Source organism: Actinotalea solisilvae (assembly GCF_016464425.1).
GTDB lineage: Bacteria > Actinomycetota > Actinomycetes > Actinomycetales > Cellulomonadaceae > Actinotalea > Actinotalea solisilvae.
Genome location: NZ_JADDKQ010000017.1, coordinates 15,220 through 40,209 on the forward strand (window position 1 = coordinate 15,220; position 24,990 = coordinate 40,209).

Sequence of the window (24,990 nt, forward strand, 5' to 3'; positions counted from 1 at the left end):
GTCAGACCATCGCGAATGTGCCCACGAGCGTGCGGAGCTCGGCCAGGCCGGCGTCGCCCGCGGGGGCGGTGACCTCGACGAGGACGTAGGCGCCCGCCGCGGTCTGCAGGTGGACCTGCGCGCGCAGGATCTCGACGGTGGCGCCCTCGAACGCCGGCTCGGTGAGCAGGTCGACGCCCGCGAGCGTCGCGCCGGGCACGTCGAGGCGGAAGCCCTGCTGCCCGGTCATGTCGGCCCAGCCGCCCTTCCAGGTGCTCGCGCCCTGGAGCGCGCTGACCTCGAGCGTGCGGGTCACGACCGTCGCGCCGTCGGCGCTCACGGCGAGGGCCTCGGCGGCCGCCGCGGCGGGCGTGACCGGGTGCACGTACGTGCGGTAGTCCCAGCCCTCGGGCGACGTCATGCCGAGGTCCGTCCAGCCGGCGGGCACGGCGAGCTGGAGCGCGCCGACGGCCGTCGGGGTCCAGCCCTCGGGCACGCCCGCGACGACGCCGTCGAGCACCGGGAGGTCCGCGACGGTGGCGGGCGCCTGCACCGCGCTGGCCTCGACCTCGGGCTCACCGGCGGAGGCACCGAACGGCAGCGCCGAGCAGCCCGTGAGGGCGAGCGCCGCGGCGAGTCCGACCGCGACCGCCGTCGTGCGGGCGCGGTGCGCGCCCGGCGTCGCCCGCTGATCCCGTGCACCCATGCGTCCAGCCCCCTCGTCCGGCGAGTCTCGCCCCGTTCTCCATCGGCCGTCCGGCGGCGCGCTTGAGCCCGTCGATCATGTGGTGTGCGCCACGAGCGGCAGGATAGGGCCGTGCACCCGCCCGACGAGGTCCCGCTCACCGGCGGCAACGTGGCCGAGGGCGTCGTGCGCGTCGGCTCGACCGTGCGCAAGCCCGGCGGCCCCCAGACGCCGGCGGTGCACGCGCTGCTCGAGCACCTGCACGACGTCGGCTACCCGCACGCGCCGCGGAGCCACGGGGTCGACGAGCGTGGTCGGCACGTCCTGGAGCACGTGCCCGGCGCACCCGCCCACCCCGCGCCCGCGGGCGCGCCGCCGCTCGACGCCGCCGTGGTCGGCCGCCTGCTGCGCGACCTGCACGACGCCCTCGACGGGTGGGCGCCGCCCGCGGGTGCGCAGTGGGTCTGCGCCATCCCGACCGACGGCGACGACCTCGTGGTCCACAACGACGTCGCGCCGTGGAACCTCGTCGTGCGTCCCGACGGCGGCCTCGTCCTCATCGACTGGGACGGCTGCGCGCCCGGCACCCGCACGTGGGACCTCGCCTACCTCGCGCACGGCCTCGTGCCCCTCGCGCCGGGCGTGGCGTGGGACGACGTCGCCCCGCGCCTGGCCGCGCTCGCCGACGGGTACGGGCTGGACGACGACGGCCGCGACCGCCTCGCACGCAGCCTCGCCCCGCGGACGTGGTCGATGCACACGCTCCTCGAGCACGGTCACCGGACCGGCGAGCAGCCGTGGTCCCGCCTGTGGGACGAGGGGCACGGCGAGGTGTGGGCGCGCGACGCGGCGTGGGTCGAGCGGCACGCCGACGCGCTGCGCGCGGTGCTCCTGCCCTGAGCGGGCCCTGCCCCACCTCGCTGCGCGCGGTGCTCCTGCGGTGAGCCCACCCGCCCGACCTCGGTGCGCGCCACGTCAGCCCGCGCGCACGCGCTCGCGGTGCTGCTGCGGGCTCATCCCCCGTACGCGCTTGAACGCCGCGCTCAGCGCGAAGGGCGTCGCGTAGCCGACCTGGCGCGCGACCGCGCCGACCGTCGCGTCGGGCTGCGCTAGCAGGTCGGCGGCGAGCGCGAGCCGCCACCCGGTGAGGAAGGTCATCGGCGGCTCGCCGACGAGCTCGGTGAACCGCCGCGAGAACGCCGCGCGCGACGTGCCGGTGGTCGCGGCGAGGCGCTCGACCGTCCAGGGCTCGGCGGGGCTGTGGTGGAGCGTCCGCAGGGCCGGCCCGACGACCGGGTCGCCCCACGCGCGGTACCAGGCGGGCGCCTCGCCGTCGGGTCGCGCGAACCACTGCCGGAGCACGGTGATGAGCAGGAGGTCGAGCAGCCGGTCCAGCACGGCCTCCTGGCCGGGCTCGTCGCGGACGACCTCCTCGGCGAGCATGGGGACGAGCGCCCCCGCGGTCGTGCCGCCCACCACGACCGCGGGCGGGAGCGCACGGAGCAGTCGGGCGCCGACCTCGCCCGCGAGCTCGTAGGTGCCCACGAGCAGGACCGTCGAGCCGTCCGGGTCGTTGCCCCAGGTCCGCACGCCGTGGTGCCACGCGTCGGCCAGGGGCGTGCCGTCCGGCGTCGTGCAGCGCTGCCCCGGGTGGACCACGGCCTGCGGCGCCGTGCCGGCGTCGTCGCACATCGTGTAGGGCTCGGGCCCGCGCAGGACGGCGACGTCGCCCGGGGTCAGGTGCACGGGCGGCCCGTCGGTGGGCCGCAGCTCCGCATTCCCGGCGACCTGGGCGACCACCGTGAGCGGGGCTCGGTCCTGGACGCGCAGCGACCACGGCGGCTCCATGACGCAGCGCAGCAGGAACGCCTCTCGGGCGCGCGGGCCGTCGAGCAGACCGGTCAGGGCGTCCACGGCACCTCCGGGTGAGACGGTCGCAGGTCCCCCGACCGTAGACGATCGGACATGCGGACGAGCCGATCAGCCATGGATCGTCTCGTGGAGTGACGGTTGGCTCGCTGCATGACCACCACACCGACCTCCGCCCTCCCGTCCCCCGCACCGACGCCCGACCCCCCACGCGCCGACGTGGCGTCCGTCCTCCTCACCGTCGGCACCGGCAAGACCGGCCGTCGCGTGGCCGCACGCCTCGAGGCGCTCGGCGTGCACGTCCGCAGCGGCTCGCGTTCGGGACCGCCCGCCGCGGCGCCGCCGTCCGGGTCGGGCGCCGCCGTCCGGTTCGACTGGACCGACCGCACGACGTGGGCGCCGGCGCTCGCGGGCGTCGACGCCGCCTACCTGTGCTTCGTGCCCGACCTCGCGGTCGACGGCGCGCCCGAGGCCGTGGCCGCGTTCGCCGACGAGGCCGTCCGCGCGGGCGTGCGGCGGGTCGTCCTGCTCTCGGGCCGCGGCGAGCCCGAGGCCCAGCGCGCCGAGCTCGAGGTCCGGCGGGACGGCCTGGCGTGGACCGTCGTCCGCTGCGCGTGGTTCGCGCAGAACCTCAGCGAGGGGTTCCTGGTCGACGCCGTCCGCGCCGGCGAGCTCGCGCTTCCCGTCACGACCGTCCGCGAGCCCTGGGTCGACCTCGAGGACGTCGCCGACGTCGTCGTCGCCGCGCTCACCGGACCGGACCACGCGGGCCGCACCTACGACGTGACGGGGCCGCGGCTCGTGACCTTCCCCGAGCTCATGGCCGAGGTCTCGCGCGGCCTCGGGCGCGAGGTCGGCTTCCGCACCTGCACCCTCGGCGAGCTACAGGCGGGGCTGCGGCCGTACGGCGACGACGTCGTGGACCTGCTCACGTACCTGGTGACGGAGGTGCTGGACGGCCGCAACGAGCGCCTCGGCCACGGCGTCCGGCGCGCGCTGGGTCGTGAGCCCCGCCACGTCGCGGACTACGTCGCGGCCACCGCCCCGACGGGCGTGTGGGACGTCCGGTGAGCGGGGCGTCCACCGTGGCCGGCGCGACGGGCGTGGCCGGGACGGCCGACGTCGCGCTCCTCGCCACCGCGCTCGCCTGCGCGCTCGTCGGGGGCGTGCTCTACGCGTTCTCGGCGTTCGTCATGCGCGGGCTCGGCTCGCTGCCGCCGGCGGGCGGGCTCGCGGCGATGCAGGCGATCAACCGCGCCGCGCTCCGGGTGCCCGTCATCGGCCCGCTCCTGGTCACCGCGCTCGCCTGCGTGGGCGTCGCCGTCGCGGGCCTCCGCGGCGGCGAGCCGTGGGCCGTCGCCGGCGCGGCGCTCTTCGTCGTCGGCACGGTCGGTGTCACGGGAGCGGCGAACGTCCCGCGCAACGAGGCGCTCGCCGTCGTGGACGCCGCCGACCCGGCGGCGGCCGCGCGCTGGGCCGTGTACCTGCGCGAGTGGGTGGCGTGGAACCACGTGCGCACGGTGGCGGCGCTGGGCGCCGCGGTCTCGCTGGTGGGTGCCGCGGTCGCGTGACGCGGCACGCGCCGCTCCTGCCGCGTGGCGCCGGGTGTGGTCTGCTGCACGGATGGACTCCTTCACGCGTGCGGGCCTGACGTTCGACGTCGTCGACCACGCGCCCGCGGGCACCGCAGGGCAGGACGCGGCCGACGCGCCGACCGTCGTCGCCCTGCACGGCTTCCCGCAGAGCGCGTCGGTGTTCGACGCGGTGGCGGGGCGGCTCACCGCCGCGGGCGTGCGGGTCCTCGCACCGGACCAGCGCGGCTACTCGCCGAGGGCGCGACCCCCGGGCCGGCGTCCGTACGTCGTGCCCGAGCTCGTGGCCGACGTCGTGGCCCTGCTGGACGCGGCCGGCGTCGAGCGCGCGCACCTCGTCGGGCACGACTGGGGCGGGACCGTCGCGTGGACGTTCGCGGGACGGCACCCCGACCGGACGCTCTCGGTCACCTCGCTGACGACCCCGCACCCGGCGGCGATGGCGGCCGCGCTGCGTCGCCCGGCCCAGGCGCGGCGCTCGTCGTACATGCTCGCGTTCCAGGTGCCTCGGCTGCCCGAGGCGCGGCTGCTCGCCCGGGGCGGCGCACGCCTGCGCCGCTCGCTCGAGCGCGCGGGCCTCGCCCCCGACGACGCGCAGCGCTGGACCACCCGGATGCTCGAGCCGGGCGCACTGACCGCCGGCCTGGCCTGGTACCGGGCGATCCCGCTCGCGCGCGGCCGTGGCGCCGGCCGCACGCGCGTGCCGACGACCTTCGTCACGGGCCGCCGGGACCCGTTCGTCGCGCACGACGCGGCGGAGCGGACCGCGGGCTTCGTCCTCGGTCCCTACCGCCACGTCGAGCTCGACGCGGACCACTGGCTCCCCGAGCACCGCCCCGACGACGTCGCCGCCGCCGTCCTCGCGCACCTGCGCTGAGCCGCGCCGGGATCCGGCCCGGCACCGCCGCGCCCGCCCGTCAGGTCGGGCTCGGCGCCGCCGGCGCCACCGCGGGGGCCGGGATCGCCGACGCGGTGCCGGTCGCGGCCACGCTCTTCTCGGGGATCGGCAGGTCCCCCGAGGCGCGCAGGCGCCGGTAGTGCTCGCGCGCCTCGTCCTGCCGGACCGCCTCGGCGCCGCTCGCGATCGGCGCGCGCACGTGCTCGGGCCCGTAGCCGAACGCGTCGACCAGGTCCTGGGCGTGCGGCCGGAGCCGCGCGAGCAGCCGCTCGACGTAGGACGTGACGGTCCGCGCGCGACCCGCCGAGAGACGCCCGTGGATGAGGTACCAGGCGAGGTTCCGCTCGATCGTCACGAGGCCGAACAGGTCGCGCAGCCACGTGAGCACCTGGCGGGTGCCCGGGTCGTCGACCTTCTCCAGGCCCGCGGTGAACGCCTCCCACTGGAGCAGGTCGGCGTGCGCCCGGGCGCACTCGATGAGGGCGTGCTGGTGCTCGTTGAACCGCCGGGCGGCCTCCGCCTGCGGCGCCTTCATCGCGGGCCGCAGGGCGTCCGCCACCTCCGCGACCATCGTCTCGACGCGGTCCGTGAGCAGCTCGCGCTGCGTGCTCGTCTCGCGCAGCTGACCGGCCGAGCGCCGGGCGTCGCCGCCGTCGGCGAGCATCTGCACGGCGCGCATGAGCGGGGTGCGGTGGAGCGCGGCGTCGGCCGCGCGCGTCGCGACGTAGCGCGCCATCCCGCCCGCGTCGATGTCCTTGAACTCCTTGGCGTGGTCGGCGAGCAGGCGCTTGGCGACGAGCTGCAGGAGGACGGTGTTGTCGCCCTCGAACGTCACGTAGACGTCGAGGTCGGCACGCAGGGAGGTGATCCGGTTCTCCGTGAGGAAGCCGGCGCCGCCGCACGCCTCGCGCGCGGACTGCAGCGTCGCGAGCGCGTGCCACGTCGACGACGGCTTGAGGGCCGCGGCGATGGTCTCGAGGTCCTGGCGGTCCTCGTCGGTGTCCCTCTCCCCGGAGAACACGGCGTCGAACGTCTCGAGGAGACGCTCGTGCGCGAAGGCCCCCGCGTACGTCTGGGCGAGCAGCGGCAGGAGGCGCCGCTGGTGCTCGGCGTAGTCCAGCAGGACGACCTCGTCCGACGACCCCGGGCCGGCGAACTGCCGACGCTCGTTGGCGTAGGAGATCGCGATGATCATGGCGAGCTTGCTGACGTTCACCGCGGCGCCGTCGAGCGACACGCGTCCCTGGACGAGCGTGCTCAGCATGGTGAAGAAGCGACGCCCCGGGCTCGCGATCGGCGAGGAGTAGGTGCCGTCGGCGGCGACGTCGCCGTAGCGGTTGAGCAGGTTGGTCCGCGGGACCCGCACACGCGTGAAGTGCAGCCGCCCGTTGTCGATGCCGTTGAGCCCGCCCTTGAGGCCGTCGTCCTCGCCGCCGATGCCGGGGAGGAACGCGCCCGTCGCCGGGTCGCGCAGCGGCACGTAGAAGGCGTGCACCCCGTGGTTGACGCGCGGCCCGCCCGGCGCCTGCGTGATGAGCTGGGCGAACACCACGGCGGCGGTGCCGTGCAGGGCGGCGTTGCCGAGGTAGTCCTTCCACGCCGCGCGGAAGGGCGTGTGGATCTCGAACTCCTGCGTCACGGGGTCGTACTCCGCCGTCGTCGCGATGCTCGCGACGTCCGAGCCGTGCCCGGTCTCCGTCATCGCGAACGCGCCCGGGACGTCGACCGACATCGCGCCGGGCAGCAGCCGCCGGTGGTGGTCCTCGGTGCCCAGGTGCAGGATCGCCGACGCGAACAGGCCCCACTGGACGCCGGCCTTGATCTGCAGCGACGGGTCCGCGGTGATGACCTCCTCGAACCGCGCGAGGCTGCCGCCGTGGTCGTCCGCGCCCCCCAGATCGCTCGGGAACGCGCGCAGGACGTCGCCCTCCGCTGCCAGGATGCGCAGCTGCTCGAGCACGCGCTCGCGGTGGTCGGCCATCGACAGGCCCTCGACGCGGTGCAGACGCGGGTCTGCCAGGAAGGCGCGCGCGCTGCGGCGGACCCCCGCCCAGCGGCCGAGGAGCACCTCCTCGAGGGCGGGGACGTCGACGCGCTCGGGCGTCGACGACGCCCGGGCCTTCGTGGTGGGGCGCTTCTCGCTCAGGGTCGTCATGACTGCTCCTCGGCGGTGAGGTCGGTCGGGTCGGTGGTCGGCACGGGCAGGGGAGGAACGGAGGGGCGGGGGTCTGCGGCGTCCCCGCGCGAGCGCGACAGGACGCTGACCGGGCCGGCCCAGAGCCAGGCGGTCACGCGCTCGGTGAGCTCCTCGCGGGTCGGCGCGGACGGCTCGTCGCGGTGCGTCAGCCACCACTCGCCCGCACCGCGCACGAAGCCCACCGCGCCGGCGGCCCAGACGTCCACCTCGAACGGCATGGCCTGCGGCGCACCCCCAGTGAGCACGCGCGCGAACGGCCGGGCGACCATGCCCGCGACCGCCTCGAGGAAGTGCCCCAGCGGCTTCGACGCGTCCTCGCTCAGCGGACGGGTGACGAACCAGTAGACGTTGGGCGAGCCCTCGACCATCTCGAGGTAGACGTCGATCATCGCGCGCAGTCCGTCGCGCGGCGTCGCGGCCGTGCGCGCGGCCTCGTCGAGCGCGTCGTGCATCTGCGCCACGACCGCCTCGCCGACGGCGACCTGCAGGCCGGACTTGTCGGCGAAGTAGCGGTAGACGATCGACTTGGACGTGCCCGCGGCGGCCGCGATCTCCTCCATCGACACGTCGGCGCCCGTGCGGTGCACGGTGCGTCGCGCGGCCCGCACCAGCTCAGCACGGCGGGCGGCACGGTGGTCGTCCCAGCGGCGGGAGCGCCCGTCGGCGACCTCGTGGGCGAGGACCTCCTCGACCGGGCTCGCCGCGGCGGCCGCCGGCACGGCGGTCGGTGCAGCGACCGACGGCGGCCACGACGGCGGCGACGCGGGTGTGACGGGGCTCACGAAACCGACAGTATCAGGTACTGTTCGTCGCAGGCACTAGCAGTGCGCGTGCCCCATCGCCCGGGACCGTGGTCCCGGGCGTCCGGCCACCGGCTCGACGACGACGCGAGAGGACCCCGTCCCATGGCGGCACCCCGCACCACACCCCCTGCACCCGACGCGCCCGGCGGGACCCCGCGCCGCGCGGTGGTCGTCGGGGGCAACCGCATCCCCTTCGCCCGCGCGGGCGGCCCCTACGTGCGGGCGAGCAACCTCGACATGCTCACCGCCGCGCTGGACGGCCTCGTGGCCCGCTTCGGCCTCGCGGGCGAGCGCATCGGCGAGGTCGCGGCCGGTGCCGTGCTCAAGCACTCGCGCGACTTCAACCTCACGCGCGAGGCAGTCCTCGGCTCGCCCCTGTCGCCCGAGACGCCGGCGTACGACCTGCAGCAGGCGTGCGCGACCGGCCTCGAGACCGTCGTCGGGCTGAGCAACAAGATCCGGCTCGGGCAGCTCGAGTCGGGCATCGCGGGCGGCGTCGACTCGACGTCGGACGCCCCCATCGTGGTGAGCGACCCGCTCCGGCGCGTGCTGCTCGACCTCTCGCGCGCGAAGACGCCGCAGCAGAAGCTCGCGGCCGCCGCCCGGCTGCGCCCGCGCCACCTGGCACCGTCGGCGCCGACCACGGGCGAGCCGCGCACCGGCCTGTCGATGGGCGAGCACCAGGCGCTCACGACCGCCGCGTGGGCGATCACGCGCGAGGCGCAGGACGAGCTCGCCCTCGCGAGCCACCAGAACCTCGCCGCGGCGTACGACGCGGGCTTCTTCGACGACCTGCTCACGCCGTACCGGGGCCTGACGCGCGACGCCAACCTCCGTGCGGACACGTCGCTCGAGAAGCTGGGCTCGCTCAAGCCCGTGTTCGGGACGGGCCTCGACACCCCGGCCACCATGACCGCGGGGAACTCGACGCCCCTGTCCGACGGCGCCGCCACGGTGCTCCTCGCGAGCGACGCCTGGGCCGCCGAGCGCGGCCTGCCCGTGCTCGCGAGCGTCGTCGACGCCGAGGCGGGTGCGGTCGACTTCGTGCACGGCCGCGACGGGCTGCTCATGGCCGGGGCGCACGCCGTGCCCCGGATCCTCGCCCGCAACGGCCTCACCCTCCAGGACTTCGACCTCTACGAGATCCACGAGGCGTTCGCCTCGACGGTGCTGTGCAACCTCGCCGCGTGGGAGTCCGAGGAGTACTGCCGCGACCGGCTCGGCCTGCCGGGCGCCCTCGGCTCGATCGACCGCAGCCGGCTCAACGTGCACGGCTCGTCGCTGGCCGCGGGCCACCCGTTCGCCGCGACCGGTGGACGCATCGTCGCGACCCTCGCCAAGGCGCTCGCCGCCCGGGGCCCGGGCTCGCGTGGTCTCATCTCCGTGTGCGCTGCCGGTGGGCAGGGCGTCGTCGCGATCCTGGAGGCAGCGTGACCGACACCTACCTGGACCTGGTCAACTCCGGGTTCACGAAGAAGATCGCCAAGCAGCTCAAGCTGCCGCGGCCCGCGGTGCTCCGCCGGCACGAGGAGGGCGCCCCGCTCGTCCCGGGCCCGGTGCTGCTCGTGGCGGACGCGGCCGCGGAGGCCGAGGCCGACCTCGTCGCGCAGCAGCTGCTCGGGCTCGACCTCGACGTGCACCGCCACGCCGGGGACACCGACCGCCTCGGCGCGATCGTGCTCGTGCTCACGGGCGTCCGGGAGCCGGCCGACCTCGCCGAGCCCATGCTCGCGGTCGCGGCACCCCTCAAGCGCCTCGCCCCGGGCGGGCGGGTCCTGGTGATCTCGCGCGCCCCGGGTGAGCCCGGGGCGCTGCCCGCGCCGCTCGCCGCGGTGCGGCAGGGGGTCGACGGCATGCTGCGCTCGCTCGCCAAGGAGCTGCGCGCGGGCGCGACGGGCAACGGCATCGTGCTCGCGGACGGCGTCGGTGTCGACGCGCCGAGCGTCGTCGGCGCGACGCGCTTCCTGCTGTCGGGGAAGTCCGCGTTCGTCGACGGGCAGCTGCTGCAGGTCACGTCCGACGGCGGCGCGGTGCCCGCGGACTGGTCCCGCCCGCTCGACGGCCAGGTCGCCGTCGTCACCGGGGCGGCCCGGGGTATCGGGGCGGCGATCGCGCGCACGCTCGCGCGGGACGGCGCGACGCTCGTCGTCGTCGACGTCCCGGCGGCCGGCGAGGCGCTCGCCTCGGTCGCGAACGAGGTGCACGGCACCGCGCTCCAGCTCGACGTCACGGCCGACGACGCCGCGGCGAAGATCCTCGCGCACGTCGCCGCACGGCACGGCCGCCTCGACGTCGTCGTGCACAACGCGGGCATCCTGCGGGACAAGCTCCTGGTGAACATGACGCCCGCGAAGTGGGACCCGGTGCTCGCGGTGAACATCACCGCGCCGCTGCGGATCACCGAGGAGCTGCTCGCGTCCGGGACGCTCGGGCCGGCGCCGCGGATCATCGCGCTCGCGTCGACGAGCGGCATCGCGGGCAACCGCGGGCAGACCAACTACGGCGCGTCCAAGGCGGGCGTCATCGGCATGGTCCGGGCGTTCGCGCCGCGCGTCGCGTCGCTCGGTGGCACCGTCAACGCGGTCGCCCCGGGCTTCATCGAGACCGACATGACCGCGAGCATCCCGTTCGCGATGCGCGAGGCGGCGCGGCGCCTGTCGTCGCTGCAGCAGGGCGGCCAGCCGATCGACGTCGCGGAGACCATCGCCTTCCTCGCGACGCCGCAGGCCGGTGGGGTCAACGGTCAGGTGCTGCGCGTGTGCGGCCAGAACATGGTCGGCGCGTGAGCGGCGCACGCGGGCGGTGGCGCCGGTGAGGGCGCCCCGGCGCGTCGTCGAGCTCGCGGCCATGCCGCCGCTCGCCCGCACGTACGTCAAGGGCGTCACGACGTCGGCGGTCGCGATGATGGCGCCGCGTCGGCCCGTCGGCGTCGACGAGGTGCCGGACGTCGACCTGCTCGTCCGCGGCGTGATCTCGGACGCCGAGCGGCTGACCGCCTACCAGCACCTCGTCGGCGAGCCGGCCGGCGACGTGCTGCCCGCGGGGTTCGTGCACGTGCTGGCGTTCCCGCTGCAGACGGCGCTCATGATCCGCGCCGACTTCCCGCTCCCGCTGCTGGGCATGGTGCACCTCGCCAACCGCGTCGAGCAGCGCGCGCCGGTCCGCCTCGGCACGGCCCTCGACGTCCAGGTGGGCGCCCGGGACCTCCGGGCGCACCGGGCGGGGGTCACGGTGGACCTCGTCGGCGAGGCGCGCGTGGGCGACGACGTCGTGTGGACCGGGGTCTCGACCTACCTGGCGCGCGGCGCGCGCCTCGCGGGCGCCCCGGTCCCCGCGAAGCAGAAGGGTCCGGCCTGGCGGCCGCCGACGCCGACGGGCGAGTGGCGGCTGCCGGTCGACGTCGGACGCCGGTACGCGGCCGTCTCGGGCGACCGCAACCCCATCCACACGTCGTCGCTCGCGGCCAAGGCGTTCGGCTTCCCGCGCACGATCGCCCACGGCATGTACACCGCGGCGCGCACGCTCGCCGACGTCGGGCCCGGCGCCCGCGGTGACGCCTACCGGTGGGAGGTCGAGTTCGCCGCGCCGGTGCTCGTGCCGGGGACGGCCTCCGTCCGCGTCGCACCCGACGGCGACGGCCACGCCTTCGTCGCGTGGCACGCGCGCACGGGCAGGAAGCACCTCGAGGGCCGGGTCACCCCGCTCCCCTGACCCGCCCCACCGCCACGCCGCACGCGCGTCGACCTGGCCACCGGACGACCGGGTCACCAGGCGAGGGCGCGGAGGACCTCCCGGGCGGCGTCGGCAGGCGACCCGTCGTTGAGGACCACGGCGTCGTCGAGCGCCGCCGCCGCGAGCACGGCCTCGAGCTCGACCGTCCGGGCGAGGTGCCACGCCCGCGAGGGTCCGGCGGGCGTGCGCGCCTCGAGCCGCGCGACGCGCACGGGCTCGGGCGCGGTGAGCCGCACGACGCGGACGTCGGCGCCGTCGAGCGCGGCCTCGTACCGCTCGCGGTCCTCGGGGCGCTCGACCACGCGCGCGAGCACGAGGTGGCGGTAGCCGGCGTCGACGGCGGCGCGGCCCACCGCGCGGACGTTGCGCAGGGCGACGGCGTCGGCGAACGGGTCGCCCGCGGGCGGCGGCCACACGTCGCAGAGGGCGTCCACCTCGAGCACGGCGTGCGGCACGCCACGCTCCTGGAGGAGGTCGCCGACGGCGGACGCGACCGTCGACTTCCCGGACCCGACCGAGCCGTTGAGGAGGACCGCGCGCGTCGCCAGCGCGGGGTCGAGCCAGCGCGCGTAGCAGACTGACGACGGCTCGGTGACGTACGGCCCGTAGTTCTCGACCCGGCGGTACCCGGCGGAGCGGTAGAGGCCGATCGCCTCGGGCTGGCGGACGCCCGTCTCGAGCAGCAGCCGCCGCAGCCCGGCGTCGGCCGCGACGCGCTCGAGCTCGCGCAGCACGAGACGGGACAGGCCGCGGCCCCGCGCGGCCGGGCGGACGAACATCCGCTTGAGCTCGCCGTGGGCCTCGCCGAACGCCGGGGCCGCGCGCAGCGAGCCGCAGGCGACCGCGTCCCCGTCCAGCCGGACGAGCACCGTCGCGAGCATCTCGTCGGGCGGGAGGACCGGCTCGATGTCCTCGACGCCGTCGTACCGCGCGGCGAGCTCCGCCTGCTGCTCGTCGCGCAGGCGTGCGGCGTCGTCGTCGTGCCAGGGCACCGGCTCGACGGTGATGCCGGGGGGTGGGGTGCTCACCGGATCGGCGTCGTCGGGCGGCCGGGTCGGCTCGGGCTGCCCGGTCAGCGGACCAGCGTGCCGAGCACCGACGTGAAGAAGCGCAGGCCGTCGGTGCCGGTGCGCGGGCCCGCGTCGCCGTCGGGCCCGAAGCCGCGCTCTACCGCGTGCTCGGGGTGCGGCATGAGCCCCACGACGTTGCCCGCGGCGTTGGCGATGCCGGCGATCCCGCGGCGCGAGCCGTTGGGGTTCCAGCCCTCGTAGCGGAAGACGACGCGGCCCTCGGCCTCGAGCTCGTCGAGGTCCCGCTCGGACGCGACGTACTGGCCGTCCTGGTTCTTCAGCGGGATGACGATGTGCTCGCCGCGCTCGTACTCGCGCGTCCAGGCGGTGTCCGCGTTCTCGACGACCAGCACCTGCTCCCGGCACAGGAACGTGCGGTGGTCGTTCTTGATCATCGCACCGGGCAGGAGGTGCGCCTCGCAGAGCACCTGGAACCCGTTGCAGATGCCGAGCACGGGGAGCCCGCCGCGCGCCGCGTCCACGAGCGAGCCCATCACGGGGGCGAAGCGGCTGATCGCGCCCGCGCGCAGGTAGTCGCCGTAGGAGAACCCGCCCGGGAGCACGACCGCGTCGACCCCGTGCAGGTCGGCGTCGGCGTGCCACAGGGGCACGGCGGTGCCGCCCGCGAGGCGCACGGCGCGCGCGGCGTCGCGGTCGTCGAGCGTCCCGGGGAACGTCACGACGCCGATGCGGGCGCCGTCGACGCCGCCGTCGGTCGCGGGTCGCTCGGTGGTCGGGGCGCTCATGCGCGCTCCTCCTCGACTGCCTCCGCGACCCGCACGACGTCCTCGATCACGGGGTTCGACAGGAGCGTCTCGGCGGCCCGTCGCACGGCGTCGAGCACGTCCTCGGTGACGTCACCGTCGACCTCGAGCTCGAAGCGCTTGCCCTGCCGGACACTCGTGAAGCCGTGGAAGCCGAGACGCGGGAGGGCGTTGGCCACGGCCTTGCCCTGCGGGTCGAGGATCTCGGGCTTCGGCATGACGTCGACGACGACTCGTCCCACAGAGGGCTCCTGGGTCTGGTGCGGCGGGAGGCAGGCCCAGGGTACCTGCGCGTCCCGACGCACCGGCGGCGCTGCCCACCAGTCGGCTGCCCACCCGGGGGCGGCGCGTCCGGCGCCGGCGGCAGGGCCGGCGCGGGGCCGCGGCGGCCGCTGCAGGCCGGCGTGTGACGCACGCCACTTTGGCGGACGGGTGATCGCGCGCTGCGACGCTCAAGCGCCGTCGTGCGCCGGTCGACCTCCCGAGGATGACCCACGTTCCCACCGGCGTGCAGCCGGGCTGGTACCCGTGCCCGCAGACGGACGGTCTGCTGCGCTGGCACGACGGGTCCACCTGGACGACGGCGACCACGCCGACGCCCCCCGCCGCCGCGGCCGAGGCCGACCCCGCGACGGCCTGGGCCCCGGCGGGCGGCCCCGGCCCGCACGCCACGGAGGCGACCGCACCCTCGGGCTACGCCGCACCCTCGACCACGGCGGCGTCGGGCTACGCGTCGCCCTCGGCCTACGGCGCATCCTCGCCGTACGCCGCGCCGTCGGCCTTCGCCGCTCCCTCGCCGTACTCCTCCTCGGCCGCTCCCGCGCCCTCGGCCTACGCCGCACCCTCGGCCTACGCCGCACCCTCGCCGTACGCAGCGCCGTCCGCCTACGCCGGGCAGCCGACCTACGCCGGGCAGCCGGCGTATGCGGCACCCTCCGGGTACGCCGCCGCCACGCCGCGGCAGGGCTGGGCACCCGCGCCCGCCGAGCCCGCGCACGGGCCGAAGGACACGATCCACTGGCTGCTCCCGGTCGGCCGCTCGGGCGTCTCGATCGCCGCGGGCTACGTGGCGATCGTCGCCCTCGTCTTCTGGATCCTCGGACCCGTCGCGATCCTGCTGGGCGTGCTCGGGCTCCGGCGCGCCCGGACGGGCGGCCACGGCTCGGGACGCAGCTGGTTCGCCATCGTCGTGGGCGTGCTCGCGACGATCGGCGCGATCCTCGTGGGCTGGAGCATGCTGCTGCCGGGCGCCTGACCCCCGATCCGGACCTGCGCCGCCCCGCGCTCCCGGGCGCTCCCGCCGAGGGCCGCCGCCAGTCGTGCGACTCGAGGTGCGATCCCGCCTGCGGCTCCATCTGCATCATGCCGCCGTCGACCACCCACGACGCCCCGGTGACGTCGCCGGCGTCGGGTCCGCAGACCAGCGGCACCTGCTGTCCCGCAGCCGTGTCAGTGGTCGCCCGTAGTGTCCGGGTATGGGCGGATCGCGGGTGCCGACGGGCACGTGGGGCGACGAGTGGGAGTGGTCGGTGCGCCACCGGCTCGCCGCCGAGCTCGACGCCGCCGCGCCCGGAGTCCCGCTCGTCCAGCAGCTCCTCGACCTCGAGCCGGCCGACGTCGACGACGCCGCCCTGGTCGAGATGGCCGCGGCGTGGGAGCGGGTCGTCTCGTGGGCCGCGGCGGCGCAGTCGCGCGTCGTCCAGGAGCTCGCGCGCCGTCGTCCTGCCGGCTCTGACGGCGGCGTCGGGGACGAGCTCGCCGCGCGTCTCCTGCTGACGCGCGCGGCGGCCGAGGGCAAGGTCGCGCTCGCGGCGGGGCTGGACGTGCTCCCAGAGGTCGCCGACGCGCTCGCCCGGGGTGAGCTCGACGTGCGGCGGGCCGCCGTGCTGGCCGACGACCTGGCGCACCTCCCCGCCCCGGCGGCGCGAGAGGTGGCCGTCGCGACGCTGCCGGCCGCACGCGAGTGCACGGCACCCCAGCTGCGCCAGCGCCTGCGCCGCATGGAGATCGTCCGGGACCCCGAGGGCGCCGTGCGGCGCACCGAGCGTGCCCGTGAGCGCCGACGCGTCGAGCTGTCCCCCGCACCCGACTCCATGGCCTGGCTGAGCGCGTACCTGCCCGCCGATGACGCGGTCGCGATCCACACCGCGCTCACCGCGATGGCCGACCAGCACGCCGACGAGGACGCGCGGTCGCGCGACGCGCGCCGGGCCGACGCCCTGGTCGACGTCGTGACCCGGTGGCTCGACGCGGGGACGGCGCCCGACGGGACGCCGCTCGTGAGCCGCCAGGGGCGGCGCCCGCACCTCGTGCTCACGGCGACCGCGCTCGCCGTCGCGGGGCTGAGCGACACGCCGGCGCACCTCGAGGGCTACGGTCCCGTGCCCGCCCAGCTGGCGCGCCGCATCGCTGCCGGGGCCACGTGGGAGCCGCTGCTCGTCGACGCGCGGACGGGCGCTCCGCTCGCGCGGTCCACCCGGCGCTACGCGCCGACCCAGGCGCTGCGGGACGCCGTCGCCCTCCGGGACCGGACCTGCACCTTCCCCGGCTGCCGCATCCCGGCCCGACGGTGCGACGTCGACCACGTCGAGGCCTTCGACCCGATCGCCGAGCGCGACCAGACGTGCCCCGACAACCTCCACGCCCTGTGCCGGCACCACCACCGCCTCAAGACGCACCAGGACTGGAGCCCGCTCCGCACACCGGCCGGGCACACCGTGTGGCGCTCACCGGCCGGCCGCACCTATCGACGACCCCCGGAGCACCCGCCGCCGGACCGGCCCCCTCCCCTGCCGCTGCCCGACGGCGTCCACGTCGACTTCGTGCCGCCGCCGTTCTAGCGACGCCCGTCCGGCGGCCGCGGTCGCACATCGCCGCGCCGCCGTGGCGGCTCACCGCTACGCGAGCGCCAGCCGCCCGCCGCGCATCCACGCCGTGCGTCCACGCCGTGCGTCCACGCGGTGCATCCACGCCGTGCGTCCAGGTCGGGCATCCGCCGTCGTGCGTGAGGACCGGGCGGCGCGTCCCTAGGGCACGACGACGGTCATGCCCGGGCCGAGCGCGCCCCGGCCCATCTCGGCGAGCGCGGCGCCCGCGTCGTCGAGGCCGATCGTGCGCGCGACGAGGCGGTCGGGCGTGAGCACGCCCGACGCCACCCTGGCGAGCATCGAGGCGTACTCGTGGGCCGCCATGCCGTGGCTGCCGTAGAGCTCGAGCTCCCACGCGACGACGCGGTCCATCGGGAGCGCGCTCCACGCGTCGCCCACGAGGAGGAGCCCGACCTGGACGTGCCGCCCTCGCCGGCGGAGCCCGAGCACCGACGCCGCGGCGGCGACCGGGTCACCGAGCGCGTCGAGCGACACGTGCGCACCGCCGCCCGTGACCTCGGCGACGCGCGCCCCGACGGCGGCGGCACGGTCGCGCGCGTCGTCCCGGTGGCGTGACCGACGCGCGCGCGGCGCCGGGACGTCATCATCGGCGCTCGGACCAGCGACCTCGGCGGGTGTGGAGACGCTCGGACCAGCGACTTCGGCGGGTGTGGTAACGCTCGGACCAGCGACCTCGGCGGGTGTGGAAACGCTCGGACCAGCGACCTCGGCGCGGCTGGCCGGACGCGAACCAGCGACCTCGGCGGGGTCGAGGGCGACCTCGGCGCCCAGGTCGAGCGCGGCCGCCCTCGCCGCGGCGGAGACGTCGAGCGCGACGACGCGCGCGCCGGCCGCGACCGCGATCATCACGGCCGACAGCCCGACCCCGCCGCACCCGTGCACCGCGACCCACTGGCCCGGTCGGACCCGTCCGTGCACCTCCACGGCGCGGTACGCGGTGGCGAAGCGGCAGCCGAGGGACGCCGCGGTCACCGCGCTCATCCCGTCGGGCAGGCGCACGAGGTTGACGTCGGCGTGGTCGATCGCGACCCGCTCGGCGAACGAGCCCCAGTGCGTGAACCCCGGCTGGGTCTGGCGCTCGCACACCTGGTGCTCGCCCGCGAGGCACGCGGCGCACTCGCCGCACGCGCACACGAACGGCACGGTGACCCGGTCCCCCACCCGCCACGCGCGCACGGCCGGGCCGACGGCGACGACGGTCCCCGCGAGCTCGTGGCCCGGCACGTGCGGGAGCGCGATCCCGTCGTCGTGGCCCTGCCAGCCGTGCCAGTCGCTCCGGCACACGCCGGTCGCCTCGACCCGGATCACCGCGCCGGACATCGGGCACGCGGGCTCGCGCACGTCGCGCACCACGAGCGGGCCACCCGACCGCTCGAACACCACGGCCCGCATCAGCGCGCACCTCCCGCGGACGGCGCCGCGCCGCGCGGCAGGACGACGGTCGGCGTCCGGCGGGCCGCCACCGCGAGGCGAGGCTCAGAGCGCACGGTGGGTCCACCGTCCCGCCAGCAGGGTCCCGGCGACCGGCATCGCCCGCAGGGCGTCGCCCCGCGTCGCGAGGGGGTCGGCGTCGAGCACCGCGAGGTCGGCGACCTCGCCCACCGCGACCCTCGAGCGCACCGACGCGGCGAGCGCGACGTCCGCGGCGAGCCGCTGCTCGGGGTGCCACGGCTCGCGCCCGTCACGCGCGCGGTCGACCGCGGCGCCGATCGCGGACCACGGGTCGAGCGGCGCGACCGGGGCGTCCGAGCCGAGGGTCAGGCGCACCCCGGCGGCGTGCAGCGCGCGCAGCGGGAACGCCCGCGCCGTCCGCCCCGCCCAGTGGCGGTCGGCGACGTCACGGTCGTCCATCGCGTGCTCGGGCTGCACGCTGGCGACGACTCCGAGCAGCGCGAGCCGCGCGACGTCGTCCGTCGCGAGCAGCTGCGCGTGCTCGACGCTCCCGGACGCACCCGTCGCGGCGAACGCGTCGAGCGCGAGCGCGTTGGCGCGGTCGCCGATCGCGTGGATGGCGCAGGCGAGGCCGGCGGCCGTCGCGCGTGCCATGAGCGGGCGCAGCTCCTCGGGCGGCACCGACAGCGTCCCGTGCGAGTCCGGGCCGGAGAGGCCCGGGTACGGGTCGTGGCAGTACGCGGTGCGCGTGTTGAGCGAGCCGTCGCTGATGACCTTGAGCGGTCCCATCGTGAGGAGGTCGGCGAGGCGGTCGCCGGTGCGCAGGCCGCGCGCGACGACGTCGTCCAGCCCCGCGGCCCACACCGAGGCCACGACGCGCAGGTCGGCGTGCCCGGACGCGACGCGCCGCTCCCACGCCGGCACGGCGCCGGCCATCTCGAAGTCCACGACGCCGACGACGCCGCGCCGGGCGGCCGCGCGCGCCGCGTCCTGCACCCAGCCGTCCACGACGTCCGGCCCCGCGTCGTCCAGGCGGTCGAGAACGGGGAACCACGGGTGCTCGCGCAGCAGGCCGGTGCCGTCGCGGCCGACCACGCCAGCGAGCCCGTGCACCTCGGCCGCGCGCGTGCTGAGCCAGCCGCAGTGCAGGTCGCCGCTGATGAGCACCACGGGCACGTCCGGGTGCCCGGCGGCCGCCGCCGCGTCGTCGAGCAGGGCCGACGTCGGGAGGTCGGGCCACAGCCCGTCCCGGAACCCGAGCCCGACGAGCGCGGTGCCGGGCGGCGGGGCGGCGGTCCGCAGGCGCTCGCGCACCAGCGCGGCCGCCTCCGCGGCCGACGACGCCCCCGAGACGTCGAGCCGCTGCCGCGCGAGCGCCCACTGCTCCATGTGCGTGTGCGCGTCCCAGAGGCCGGGCGCGAGCCAGCGGCCGTCGAGGTCGACGGTCTCGAGCGCGGCGCGCGCGCCCGCCCCGAGGTCGGCGAGCGCGGCGCGGGCCGCGTCACCCGTCGCGACGACGACGCCGTCGACGACGAGCACGTCCTGCGGCGCGTCCTGCCGCGCGTCCGGTGTCCCGGCGTGCGCGCCCGCGGGCGTCGTGCCCGACACGGGGTCCGGCGACGTGGCGAGGCGCACGGAGGGCACGACGTCGACGACGCGTGCGCCGCGCAGCAGGAGCGGTCCGGCGGTGGGCTGGTGAGGGTCGGCCGCGTGCACGGCCCCATCCTCCCAGGGGACGGCCGCGGCGATGACCCGCCGACGGCGCCCCGGGATGAGCGACCGCGCCACGGCACCCGGCGCCCCGGCGCCCCGGCGCCCCGGTGAGGATCCAGCCCCGCTCAGCGGCGGCGCACGGCTCGCACCTCGGGGACCACGAGGGGTGTGCCGCTCGCCGGGTCGGGCACCACACGGCACGCCAGACCGAAGACGTCCTCGACGAGCCGCGCCGTGACGACGTCGCCGGGCGCGCCCCGGGCCGCGACGGCGCCGTCCTTCATCACGACGAGGTGCGTGGCGTAGCGCGCCGCCTGGTTGAGGTCGTGCAGCACGGCGACGAGCGTGCGTCCCTGCTCGTGCAGGCCGGCGCACAGGTCGAGGACCTCGTACTGGTGCGCGATGTCGAGGAAGGTCGTGGGTTCGTCGAGCAGCAGCACGGGCGTCTCCTGCGCGAGCACGAGCGCGAGCCACACGCGCTGCCGCTGCCCGCCCGAGAGCTCGTCGACGGCCCGGTCCGCGAGGTCCGTCACGTGGGTGAGCGCCATGGCGTGCGCGACGGCGCCCTCGTCGGCCGCCGACCACTGCCGCAGCAGGCCCTGGTGCGGGTAGCGCCCTCGCGAGACCAGGTCGGCGACGGTGATGCCCTCGGGGGCGACGGCGCTCTGCGGGAGCAGCCCGACGCGGCGCGCGACCTCCCTGGTCGGCAGCGTGTGGACGGCGCGGCCGTCGAGCAGCACCGCGCCCGAGCGCGGCGTGAGCAGCCGGGCGAGGCCGCGCAGGAGCGTCGACTTGCCGCACGCGTTGGGCCCGACGACGACCGTGAAGGAGCCGTCCGGGACGTCGAGCGACAGGCCCTCGACGACGACGCGCTGGTCGTAGGCGAGCGTCACGTGGTCGGCCGCGAGGTGCGGCGGTCGCCCCCGTGGCGCGTCGTCGTGGGGCGCGTCCTGGTGGGGCGCGTCGTCGTGGGGCGCGTCGTCGCTCGGCGTGCCGTGCGGCTCGGTCACGAGCGCCGTCCTTCCCGGGTGAGCAGCCACGCGAGGTACACCCCGCCGACGACGCCCGTCGCGACCCCCACGGGCAGCGGCACGGGCAGCGCCCGCTGCGCGACGACGTCGGCCGCGACGAGCAGGACGGCCCCGGCGAGCGCGGAGGGGACGAGCCCCAGGACGGCGCCGCGCGCGAGGCGCCGCGCGACCTGGGGCGCGACGAGCGCGATGAACGGTACCGGCCCCGCCACGGCGACCCCGACCGCGCACAGCGCGACCCCGAGCGCCACGAGCAGCAGCTGCGCCCGTCGCACGGGGAGGCCGAGCGCGGCCGCCGCGTCCTCGCCCAGCTCGATCACGCGCATCCAGCGCGACGCCACGACCGCGACCGGCGTGAGCACGAGGAGCACGGCCCCGACGAGGACCACGTGGTCCCACGAGCGCGCGTTCAGGGACCCGACGAGCCACGCCGACGCGACCTGCGCCTGCGTCAGCTCGGCGCGCGTGAGCAGCCACCACGTCACGGCGTTGAGCATCGCGCCGACGCCGATCCCCACGAGGACGAGGCGCGTGCCGAGCAGCCCGCGCCGGAACGCGGCGAGGTAGACGAGCACCGCGGTGAGCACGCCTCCCGCGAGCGCGGAGCCCAGGAGCGTCGCACCCGTGGCGCCCGCGAGCACGATGCCCGCGACGGCACCCGCCGACGCGCCCTGCGTGAAGCCGATGAGCTCGGGGCTGCCCAGCGGGTTGCGCACGACGGTCTGGAACAGCGCGCCGCTCGCCCCGAGCGCGGCGCCGACGGCCACGGCGGCCAGCGCGCGCGGCAGGCGCAGGGTCACGACGAGGAACCGCGTCCCCTCGTCGCCGCCCCCGAGCAGCGCACGCACGACGTCGCCCGGTGCGAGCGGGCGGTCCCCCGCGGACACGGCGACGACGACGAGCACGGCCGCGACGACGACGAGCGCGGCGCACACCAGCGCGGCGCGCGGCTGCCAGCGCGCCGAGAGCCCGCCGACGCGCAGCACGCGTCCGGGCACGGACGGGCCACCGGCCCGGGCGACGGGTGGCGCGCTCACAGCGCCACGACCTTGCGCCGGCCCGCGAGCGCGACCAGCACCGGCGCCCCGAGGAAGGCCGTGACGACGCCGACCTGGATCTCGGCGGGCGCCGCGACGACCCGGCCGAGCACGTCGGCGAGCAGGAGGAGCACGGGCGCCGCGAGCGTCGAGAGCGGCAGCACCCAGCGGTCGTCCGGGCCGGTGAGGGCGCGCACCGCGTGCGGCACGGCGAGCCCCACGAACGCGAGCGGCCCGACGGCGGCCGTCGCCGCGCCGCAGAGCAGCGTGACCACGACGCCCGTGACGGCGCGCACCACGCCGGGGCGCAGGCCGAGCGCGCGGCCCGTGTCCTCGCCGAGCGCCATCGCGTTGAGCGGCGCCGCGAGCAACAGCCCGACGACGACGCCCGCGACGAGGAAGGGCAGCACGCGGGCCAGCACGTCGAGGTCGCGCCCGGACAGGCTGCCGACGGCCCAGAAGCGGTAGAGGTCGAGCGCCTGGCGGTCGACGAACGTCATGGTCCACACCGCGGCCATGAGCACGGCCGTGATCGCCGCACCCGCGAGCGCCAGCCGCACCGGCGTCCCGGACGCCGCACGCCCGCCCGTGCGCGCCCCGACGAGGTAGACGAGCGCGGCGGCGCCGCCCGCACCGGCGAACGCGAGCCACACGTACTCGCCGACGGTCGTCAGCCCCAGCAGGCTGATCCCTCCGACGACGGCGGCGGCGGCACCCGCGTTGACGCCCAGCAGCCCCGGCTCCGCGAGCGGGTTGCGCGTCAGCGACTGCATGAGCGCGCCCGCGAGGCCGAGCGCCGCCCCCGCCGCGATGCCGAGCAGCGTCCGTGGCACACGGACCTCCTGCACGATCGCGGCGTCGCTCGACCCGTCGGGTGCCACGAGGTGCCGCCAGACGTCGTCGAGCGGGATGCCGCGCGCGCCCACGGCGATGCTGAGCACGACGGCGACCGCGAGCAGCGCCAGCGCCCCGAGCACGACGAGGGCCCGGCGCGCGGTCGGGTGCGCCGCGCGCGTCGGGCCGACGGGCCGCAGTCGGACCGTCGTCATGGGTGGGCCGCCGTCACGGGAGCGATCCTGGTGCGCCGCGCGCCGCCGCGTCGGGTGCCGTCCCGCCTCGTCAGGCCGTGCCGACCTTGCCCGCGGCCTCGACGAGCTGCGGGACGAACGCCTCGAGACCCCAGGGCAGGCTGAGCGCCGTCGTCGTGCTCATCGCCATGCCGAGCTGACGGTCGAGGATCGGCAGGTAGCTGCCGCGCTGCACGGCCGGGATCGCGGCGAACGTGCCGAGCGCCTCGACCGTCGCCTGCTCCTCCTCGTCGTTGAACCACGTGATCAGCACGTCGGCGTCGTCGAGCAGGTCGGTGCTCTCCGTGCCGAGGTTGACGAAGAACGTGCCCTCGGGCGCCTCGAGGCCCGCGACGCCGGGCGCGAGCTCCATGCCGAGGCCCGTGAGCATGTCGATGCGCGGGTCGCCCTCGACGTACGCCGAGAGCGTGCCGTCGGGGCTCGCGTAGACGTAGGCGAACGTCGTGCCGGCGAGCTCGGGGTTGTCCGCGCCGGTCCGGGCCAGGAGCTCCTCCATGTCGGCGACGAGCTGCTCCGCCTCGGCCTCCTGGCCGAGCGCGCGACCGTTGATCGTCGTCTGGTCCTGCCAGCTCACGAGCCACGGCTGGTCGGGGTAGGCCACGGTCGGCGCGATGAGCTCGAGCTGCGCGTAGACCTCGGGCGAGATGCCCGAGTACGTGGCGAGGATGAGGTCCGGCGCGAGCTCGGCGACCGCCTCGACGTCGACCTCCGGCAGGTCGACGAAGGTCGTCGGCAGCTCGCCGCCCAGCTCCTCGACGGCTTCCTGGGTCCACGGCAGCAGGCCCGTCTCCGGGTCGCCGGCGAAGCCGTCGAGCGGCACGCCGACCGGGACGGTGCCGAGCGCGAGCACCGTGTCCTGGGAGCCCCAGCCGATCGTCACGACGCGCTCGGGCTGCTCCTCGATCGTCGCGCTGCCGAGAGCGTGCTCGATCGTCACGGGGAACGCGGAGTCGCCCGCGGGGGCCTCGGTCGCGCCGGCGTCGTCGTCCGTGCCGTCCGACGTCCCGCCGCACGCGGCCAGGGCGAGGGTCGCGGCGACGGCGACCGCGATCCCCGTCGAGCGACGGCGGCGCGGGGTGCTGGCGGGGGACATGAGGGCTCCGATCGAGGCGTGCCGGTGCGGCGCGGAGGGCGCCGGGGGTGCGCGGGTGGTGCGGGTGGTGCGGGTCCTGCGACTCAGGAGGCCTCGGCGCGACCGTGGCGCCAGTACCCCATGAAGGCGACCGACCGGCGGTCGACGCCGAGGTCGCGCACGAGGAAGCGCCGCAGCTCCTTGACGACGCCGGCCTCGCCGGCGACCCAGGCGTAGAGGCCGTCGGCGGCGAGGGGCTGCTCCGGCACCTCCCACATGATCCCGTGGTCGACGTCGACCTCGTCGAGGACGACGTCGGCCGCGGGGCGCGGCGCGGTGGTCGCGACGGCCGACGGGGCGGCAGCGCGGACGGCGGCCGCGAGCAGGCTGCCGTGCTCGGCCTCGGCGGTCGCGCCGCCGTCGGCGACGCGGCGCCGGGGCAGCCAGTGCAGCTCGACGCCGGCGGGTGCGCGCACGTCGAGCACGTCGTGCTCGGTGGGGACCTCGAGGAAGGCGTGGCCGCGCGCGTCGGCGGGCAGCTGCTCGACGATCGCGCACACGGCGGGCACCGCCGTCTCGTCGCCCGCGAGCAGCACCGTCCGCGCGTCGGCGGGCGGCTGCCACTCGATGCCGCCGGCCGGGCCCTCGAAGCGCGCGTTGGGGCCGATGAGCACGATCGGGTCGCCCGCGCGCGCCGCGGCGCACCAGCGCACGGCCGGGCCGGCCTGGGCCGAGCACGCGCAGCCGAGCAGCTCGGCGAGCCCGCAGCCGCGGGTCGTCACGGCGCCGGGCTCGACCCCGTGCAGGACGACGTCGACGTCGACCTCGCGCTGCGCCTGGCGCACCGCGCGCACGGTGTAGGTGCGCAGGGGGTAGCGCTCGTCGTCGGGCATCGCGCGCCACGTCTCGAACCACGAGTCGTCCGAGAACAGGCCCGGGTCGACGCGGGCGCCGCACGCGGCCGGCAGGACGAGCTTGATCCGCTGGTCGAAGCCGTCGGCCGCGAAGAGCGCGAGGTCGTCACCCGAGAACGTCATGCGCAGGAAGCTCGGCGAGAGCCGGCGCGCGCGGACCACCTCGACCTCGAAGGCCCGGTAGGCGGGCTCCGCGCGGGTGAGCGTGCTCGCGGACATCGGGCTCCTCGCGGTGCTGCGTGCTGCGTGCTGACGGGGTCGGGGCC

Annotated in this window: 23 protein-coding genes and 1 pseudogene; 9 read left to right on the plus strand and 15 right to left on the minus strand. The window is 76.9% G+C overall.

Features of this window, described 5'->3' with window-relative positions; genetic code table 11:
- Position 1: 1 nt before the first annotated feature.
- On the minus strand, positions 2-685 hold the full coding sequence (locus tag JIG38_RS13845) for a hypothetical protein (RefSeq protein ID WP_199424413.1): 684 nt from the start codon (positions 683-685) through the stop codon (positions 2-4).
- A gap of 111 nt (positions 686-796) precedes the next feature.
- Here JIG38_RS13845 and JIG38_RS13850 point away from each other — a divergent pair, with 111 nt between their 5' ends.
- Positions 797-1,564 (plus strand): phosphotransferase family protein, encoded by a 768-nt coding sequence (locus JIG38_RS13850; protein WP_199424414.1) that lies wholly within the window; start codon positions 797-799, stop codon positions 1,562-1,564.
- A 75-nt stretch (positions 1,565-1,639) separates the two neighbouring features.
- Here the strand turns inward: JIG38_RS13850 and JIG38_RS13855 are convergent, their stop codons facing one another.
- Positions 1,640-2,578: an AraC family transcriptional regulator gene (locus JIG38_RS13855; protein ID WP_199424415.1), complete on the minus strand. Its 939-nt coding sequence runs from the start codon at positions 2,576-2,578 to the stop codon at positions 1,640-1,642.
- 108 nt (positions 2,579-2,686) lie between these two features.
- Here JIG38_RS13855 and JIG38_RS13860 point away from each other — a divergent pair, with 108 nt between their 5' ends.
- From JIG38_RS13860 to JIG38_RS13870, 3 genes are read left to right on the plus strand one after another with little or no spacing between them, the layout of a single operon-like run.
- A complete protein-coding gene (locus JIG38_RS13860; RefSeq protein ID WP_199424416.1) occupies positions 2,687-3,604 on the plus strand; it encodes an SDR family oxidoreductase in 918 nt (305 codons plus the stop codon).
- Entirely contained in the window at positions 3,601-4,104 is a 504-nt protein-coding gene (locus JIG38_RS13865; RefSeq protein WP_199424417.1) for an anthrone oxygenase family protein, read from the plus strand. The genes JIG38_RS13860 and JIG38_RS13865 overlap by 4 nt, the downstream gene beginning before the upstream one ends.
- Before the next feature lie 52 nt (positions 4,105-4,156).
- Entirely contained in the window at positions 4,157-5,002 is an 846-nt protein-coding gene (locus JIG38_RS13870; protein WP_199424418.1) for an alpha/beta fold hydrolase, read from the plus strand.
- A 40-nt stretch (positions 5,003-5,042) separates the two neighbouring features.
- On the opposite strand, the gene JIG38_RS13875 is transcribed toward JIG38_RS13870, so the two are convergent.
- Entirely contained in the window at positions 5,043-7,178 is a 2,136-nt protein-coding gene (locus JIG38_RS13875) for an acyl-CoA dehydrogenase family protein (protein WP_199424419.1), read from the minus strand.
- Positions 7,175-8,002 (minus strand): TetR/AcrR family transcriptional regulator, encoded by an 828-nt coding sequence (locus JIG38_RS13880; RefSeq protein ID WP_307844933.1) that lies wholly within the window; start codon positions 8,000-8,002, stop codon positions 7,175-7,177. The genes JIG38_RS13875 and JIG38_RS13880 overlap by 4 nt, the downstream gene beginning before the upstream one ends.
- A gap of 123 nt (positions 8,003-8,125) precedes the next feature.
- Between JIG38_RS13880 and JIG38_RS13885 the strand changes: the two genes are divergently transcribed.
- Genes JIG38_RS13885 through JIG38_RS13895 form a run of 3 tightly spaced genes read left to right on the plus strand, consistent with a single transcriptional unit; the run spans position 8,126 to position 11,734 of the window.
- Positions 8,126-9,457 (plus strand): acetyl-CoA C-acetyltransferase, encoded by a 1,332-nt coding sequence (locus tag JIG38_RS13885; RefSeq protein ID WP_199424420.1) that lies wholly within the window; start codon positions 8,126-8,128, stop codon positions 9,455-9,457.
- On the plus strand, positions 9,454-10,809 hold the full coding sequence (locus tag JIG38_RS13890) for a 3-oxoacyl-ACP reductase (protein WP_199424421.1): 1,356 nt from the start codon (positions 9,454-9,456) through the stop codon (positions 10,807-10,809). The genes JIG38_RS13885 and JIG38_RS13890 overlap by 4 nt, the downstream gene beginning before the upstream one ends.
- A 25-nt stretch (positions 10,810-10,834) precedes the next feature.
- On the plus strand, positions 10,835-11,734 hold the full coding sequence (locus tag JIG38_RS13895) for a MaoC family dehydratase (protein WP_307844934.1): 900 nt from the start codon (positions 10,835-10,837) through the stop codon (positions 11,732-11,734).
- A 53-nt stretch (positions 11,735-11,787) separates the two neighbouring features.
- On the opposite strand, the gene JIG38_RS13900 is transcribed toward JIG38_RS13895, so the two are convergent.
- The 3 genes from JIG38_RS13900 to purS are packed head-to-tail and all read right to left on the minus strand — an operon-like array spanning position 11,788 to position 13,831.
- Positions 11,788-12,783 (minus strand): GNAT family N-acetyltransferase, encoded by a 996-nt coding sequence (locus JIG38_RS13900; RefSeq protein WP_307844935.1) that lies wholly within the window; start codon positions 12,781-12,783, stop codon positions 11,788-11,790.
- A 44-nt stretch (positions 12,784-12,827) separates the two neighbouring features.
- Positions 12,828-13,571, minus strand: coding sequence for a phosphoribosylformylglycinamidine synthase subunit PurQ (purQ, locus tag JIG38_RS13905; protein ID WP_199424422.1), 744 nt, complete (start codon positions 13,569-13,571; stop codon positions 12,828-12,830).
- Positions 13,568-13,831 (minus strand): phosphoribosylformylglycinamidine synthase subunit PurS, encoded by a 264-nt coding sequence (purS, locus tag JIG38_RS13910; RefSeq protein ID WP_199424423.1) that lies wholly within the window; start codon positions 13,829-13,831, stop codon positions 13,568-13,570. The genes purQ and purS overlap by 4 nt, the downstream gene beginning before the upstream one ends.
- 245 nt (positions 13,832-14,076) lie before the next feature.
- Here purS and JIG38_RS13915 point away from each other — a divergent pair, with 245 nt between their 5' ends.
- Positions 14,077-14,844, plus strand: coding sequence for a DUF4190 domain-containing protein (locus JIG38_RS13915; protein WP_199424424.1), 768 nt, complete (start codon positions 14,077-14,079; stop codon positions 14,842-14,844).
- Between the two features lie 52 nt (positions 14,845-14,896).
- Here JIG38_RS13915 and JIG38_RS20300 read toward each other — a convergent pair.
- Positions 14,897-14,995 (minus strand): annotated as a pseudogene (locus JIG38_RS20300) (SDR family oxidoreductase); the annotation flags it as partial.
- 69 nt (positions 14,996-15,064) lie between these two features.
- Here JIG38_RS20300 and JIG38_RS13920 point away from each other — a divergent pair.
- The gene (locus JIG38_RS13920) at positions 15,065-16,429 is read left to right on the plus strand and encodes an HNH endonuclease signature motif containing protein (RefSeq protein ID WP_199424425.1); all 1,365 of its coding nucleotides are present in this window, start codon (positions 15,065-15,067) and stop codon (positions 16,427-16,429) included.
- A 186-nt stretch (positions 16,430-16,615) separates the two neighbouring features.
- Here the strand turns inward: JIG38_RS13920 and JIG38_RS20305 are convergent, their stop codons facing one another.
- From JIG38_RS20305 to JIG38_RS13955, 7 genes are all read right to left on the minus strand, one after another.
- Positions 16,616-17,869 carry an alcohol dehydrogenase catalytic domain-containing protein gene (locus JIG38_RS20305; RefSeq protein ID WP_233405019.1) on the minus strand — a complete coding sequence of 418 codons (1,254 nt, stop codon included), beginning with the start codon at positions 17,867-17,869 and terminating at the stop codon, positions 16,616-16,618.
- A gap of 84 nt (positions 17,870-17,953) precedes the next feature.
- Complete coding sequence (locus tag JIG38_RS13930) at positions 17,954-19,408, minus strand: amidohydrolase (RefSeq protein ID WP_372419897.1); 1,455 nt, start codon at positions 19,406-19,408, stop codon at positions 17,954-17,956.
- 299 nt (positions 19,409-19,707) lie between these two features.
- Positions 19,708-20,475 (minus strand): ABC transporter ATP-binding protein, encoded by a 768-nt coding sequence (locus JIG38_RS13935; RefSeq protein WP_307844939.1) that lies wholly within the window; start codon positions 20,473-20,475, stop codon positions 19,708-19,710.
- 113 nt (positions 20,476-20,588) lie between these two features.
- Positions 20,589-21,650 carry a FecCD family ABC transporter permease gene (locus JIG38_RS13940; protein ID WP_307844937.1) on the minus strand — a complete coding sequence of 354 codons (1,062 nt, stop codon included), beginning with the start codon at positions 21,648-21,650 and terminating at the stop codon, positions 20,589-20,591.
- Positions 21,647-22,699, minus strand: a complete 1,053-nt coding sequence (locus JIG38_RS13945; protein ID WP_199424427.1) for an iron chelate uptake ABC transporter family permease subunit — start codon at positions 22,697-22,699, stop codon at positions 21,647-21,649. The genes JIG38_RS13940 and JIG38_RS13945 overlap by 4 nt, the downstream gene beginning before the upstream one ends.
- 70 nt (positions 22,700-22,769) lie before the next feature.
- Complete coding sequence (locus JIG38_RS13950) at positions 22,770-23,831, minus strand: iron-siderophore ABC transporter substrate-binding protein (protein WP_199424428.1); 1,062 nt, start codon at positions 23,829-23,831, stop codon at positions 22,770-22,772.
- An 83-nt stretch (positions 23,832-23,914) separates the two neighbouring features.
- Positions 23,915-24,943, minus strand: a complete 1,029-nt coding sequence (locus tag JIG38_RS13955) for a siderophore-interacting protein (protein WP_199424429.1) — start codon at positions 24,941-24,943, stop codon at positions 23,915-23,917.
- Between the last annotated feature and the right edge of the window lie 47 nt (positions 24,944-24,990).

Coding starts and splice junctions, on each gene's coding strand:
- JIG38_RS13845 (WP_199424413.1), bottom strand. CDS start 685: ATGGGTGCACGGGATCAGCGGGCGACGCCGGGCGCGCACCGCGCCCGC.
- JIG38_RS13860 (WP_199424416.1), top strand. CDS start 2,687: ATGACCACCACACCGACCTCCGCCCTCCCGTCCCCCGCACCGACGCCC.
- JIG38_RS13870 (WP_199424418.1), top strand. CDS start 4,157: ATGGACTCCTTCACGCGTGCGGGCCTGACGTTCGACGTCGTCGACCAC.
- JIG38_RS13875 (WP_199424419.1), bottom strand. CDS start 7,178: ATGACGACCCTGAGCGAGAAGCGCCCCACCACGAAGGCCCGGGCGTCG.
- JIG38_RS13885 (WP_199424420.1), top strand. CDS start 8,126: ATGGCGGCACCCCGCACCACACCCCCTGCACCCGACGCGCCCGGCGGG.
- purQ (WP_199424422.1), bottom strand. CDS start 13,571: ATGAGCGCCCCGACCACCGAGCGACCCGCGACCGACGGCGGCGTCGAC.
- JIG38_RS13915 (WP_199424424.1), top strand. CDS start 14,077: ATGACCCACGTTCCCACCGGCGTGCAGCCGGGCTGGTACCCGTGCCCG.
- JIG38_RS13920 (WP_199424425.1), top strand. CDS start 15,065: ATGGGCGGATCGCGGGTGCCGACGGGCACGTGGGGCGACGAGTGGGAG.
- JIG38_RS20305 (WP_233405019.1), bottom strand. CDS start 17,869: ATGCGGGCCGTGGTGTTCGAGCGGTCGGGTGGCCCGCTCGTGGTGCGC.
- JIG38_RS13945 (WP_199424427.1), bottom strand. CDS start 22,699: ATGACGACGGTCCGACTGCGGCCCGTCGGCCCGACGCGCGCGGCGCAC.
- JIG38_RS13950 (WP_199424428.1), bottom strand. CDS start 23,831: ATGTCCCCCGCCAGCACCCCGCGCCGCCGTCGCTCGACGGGGATCGCG.
- JIG38_RS13955 (WP_199424429.1), bottom strand. CDS start 24,943: ATGTCCGCGAGCACGCTCACCCGCGCGGAGCCCGCCTACCGGGCCTTC.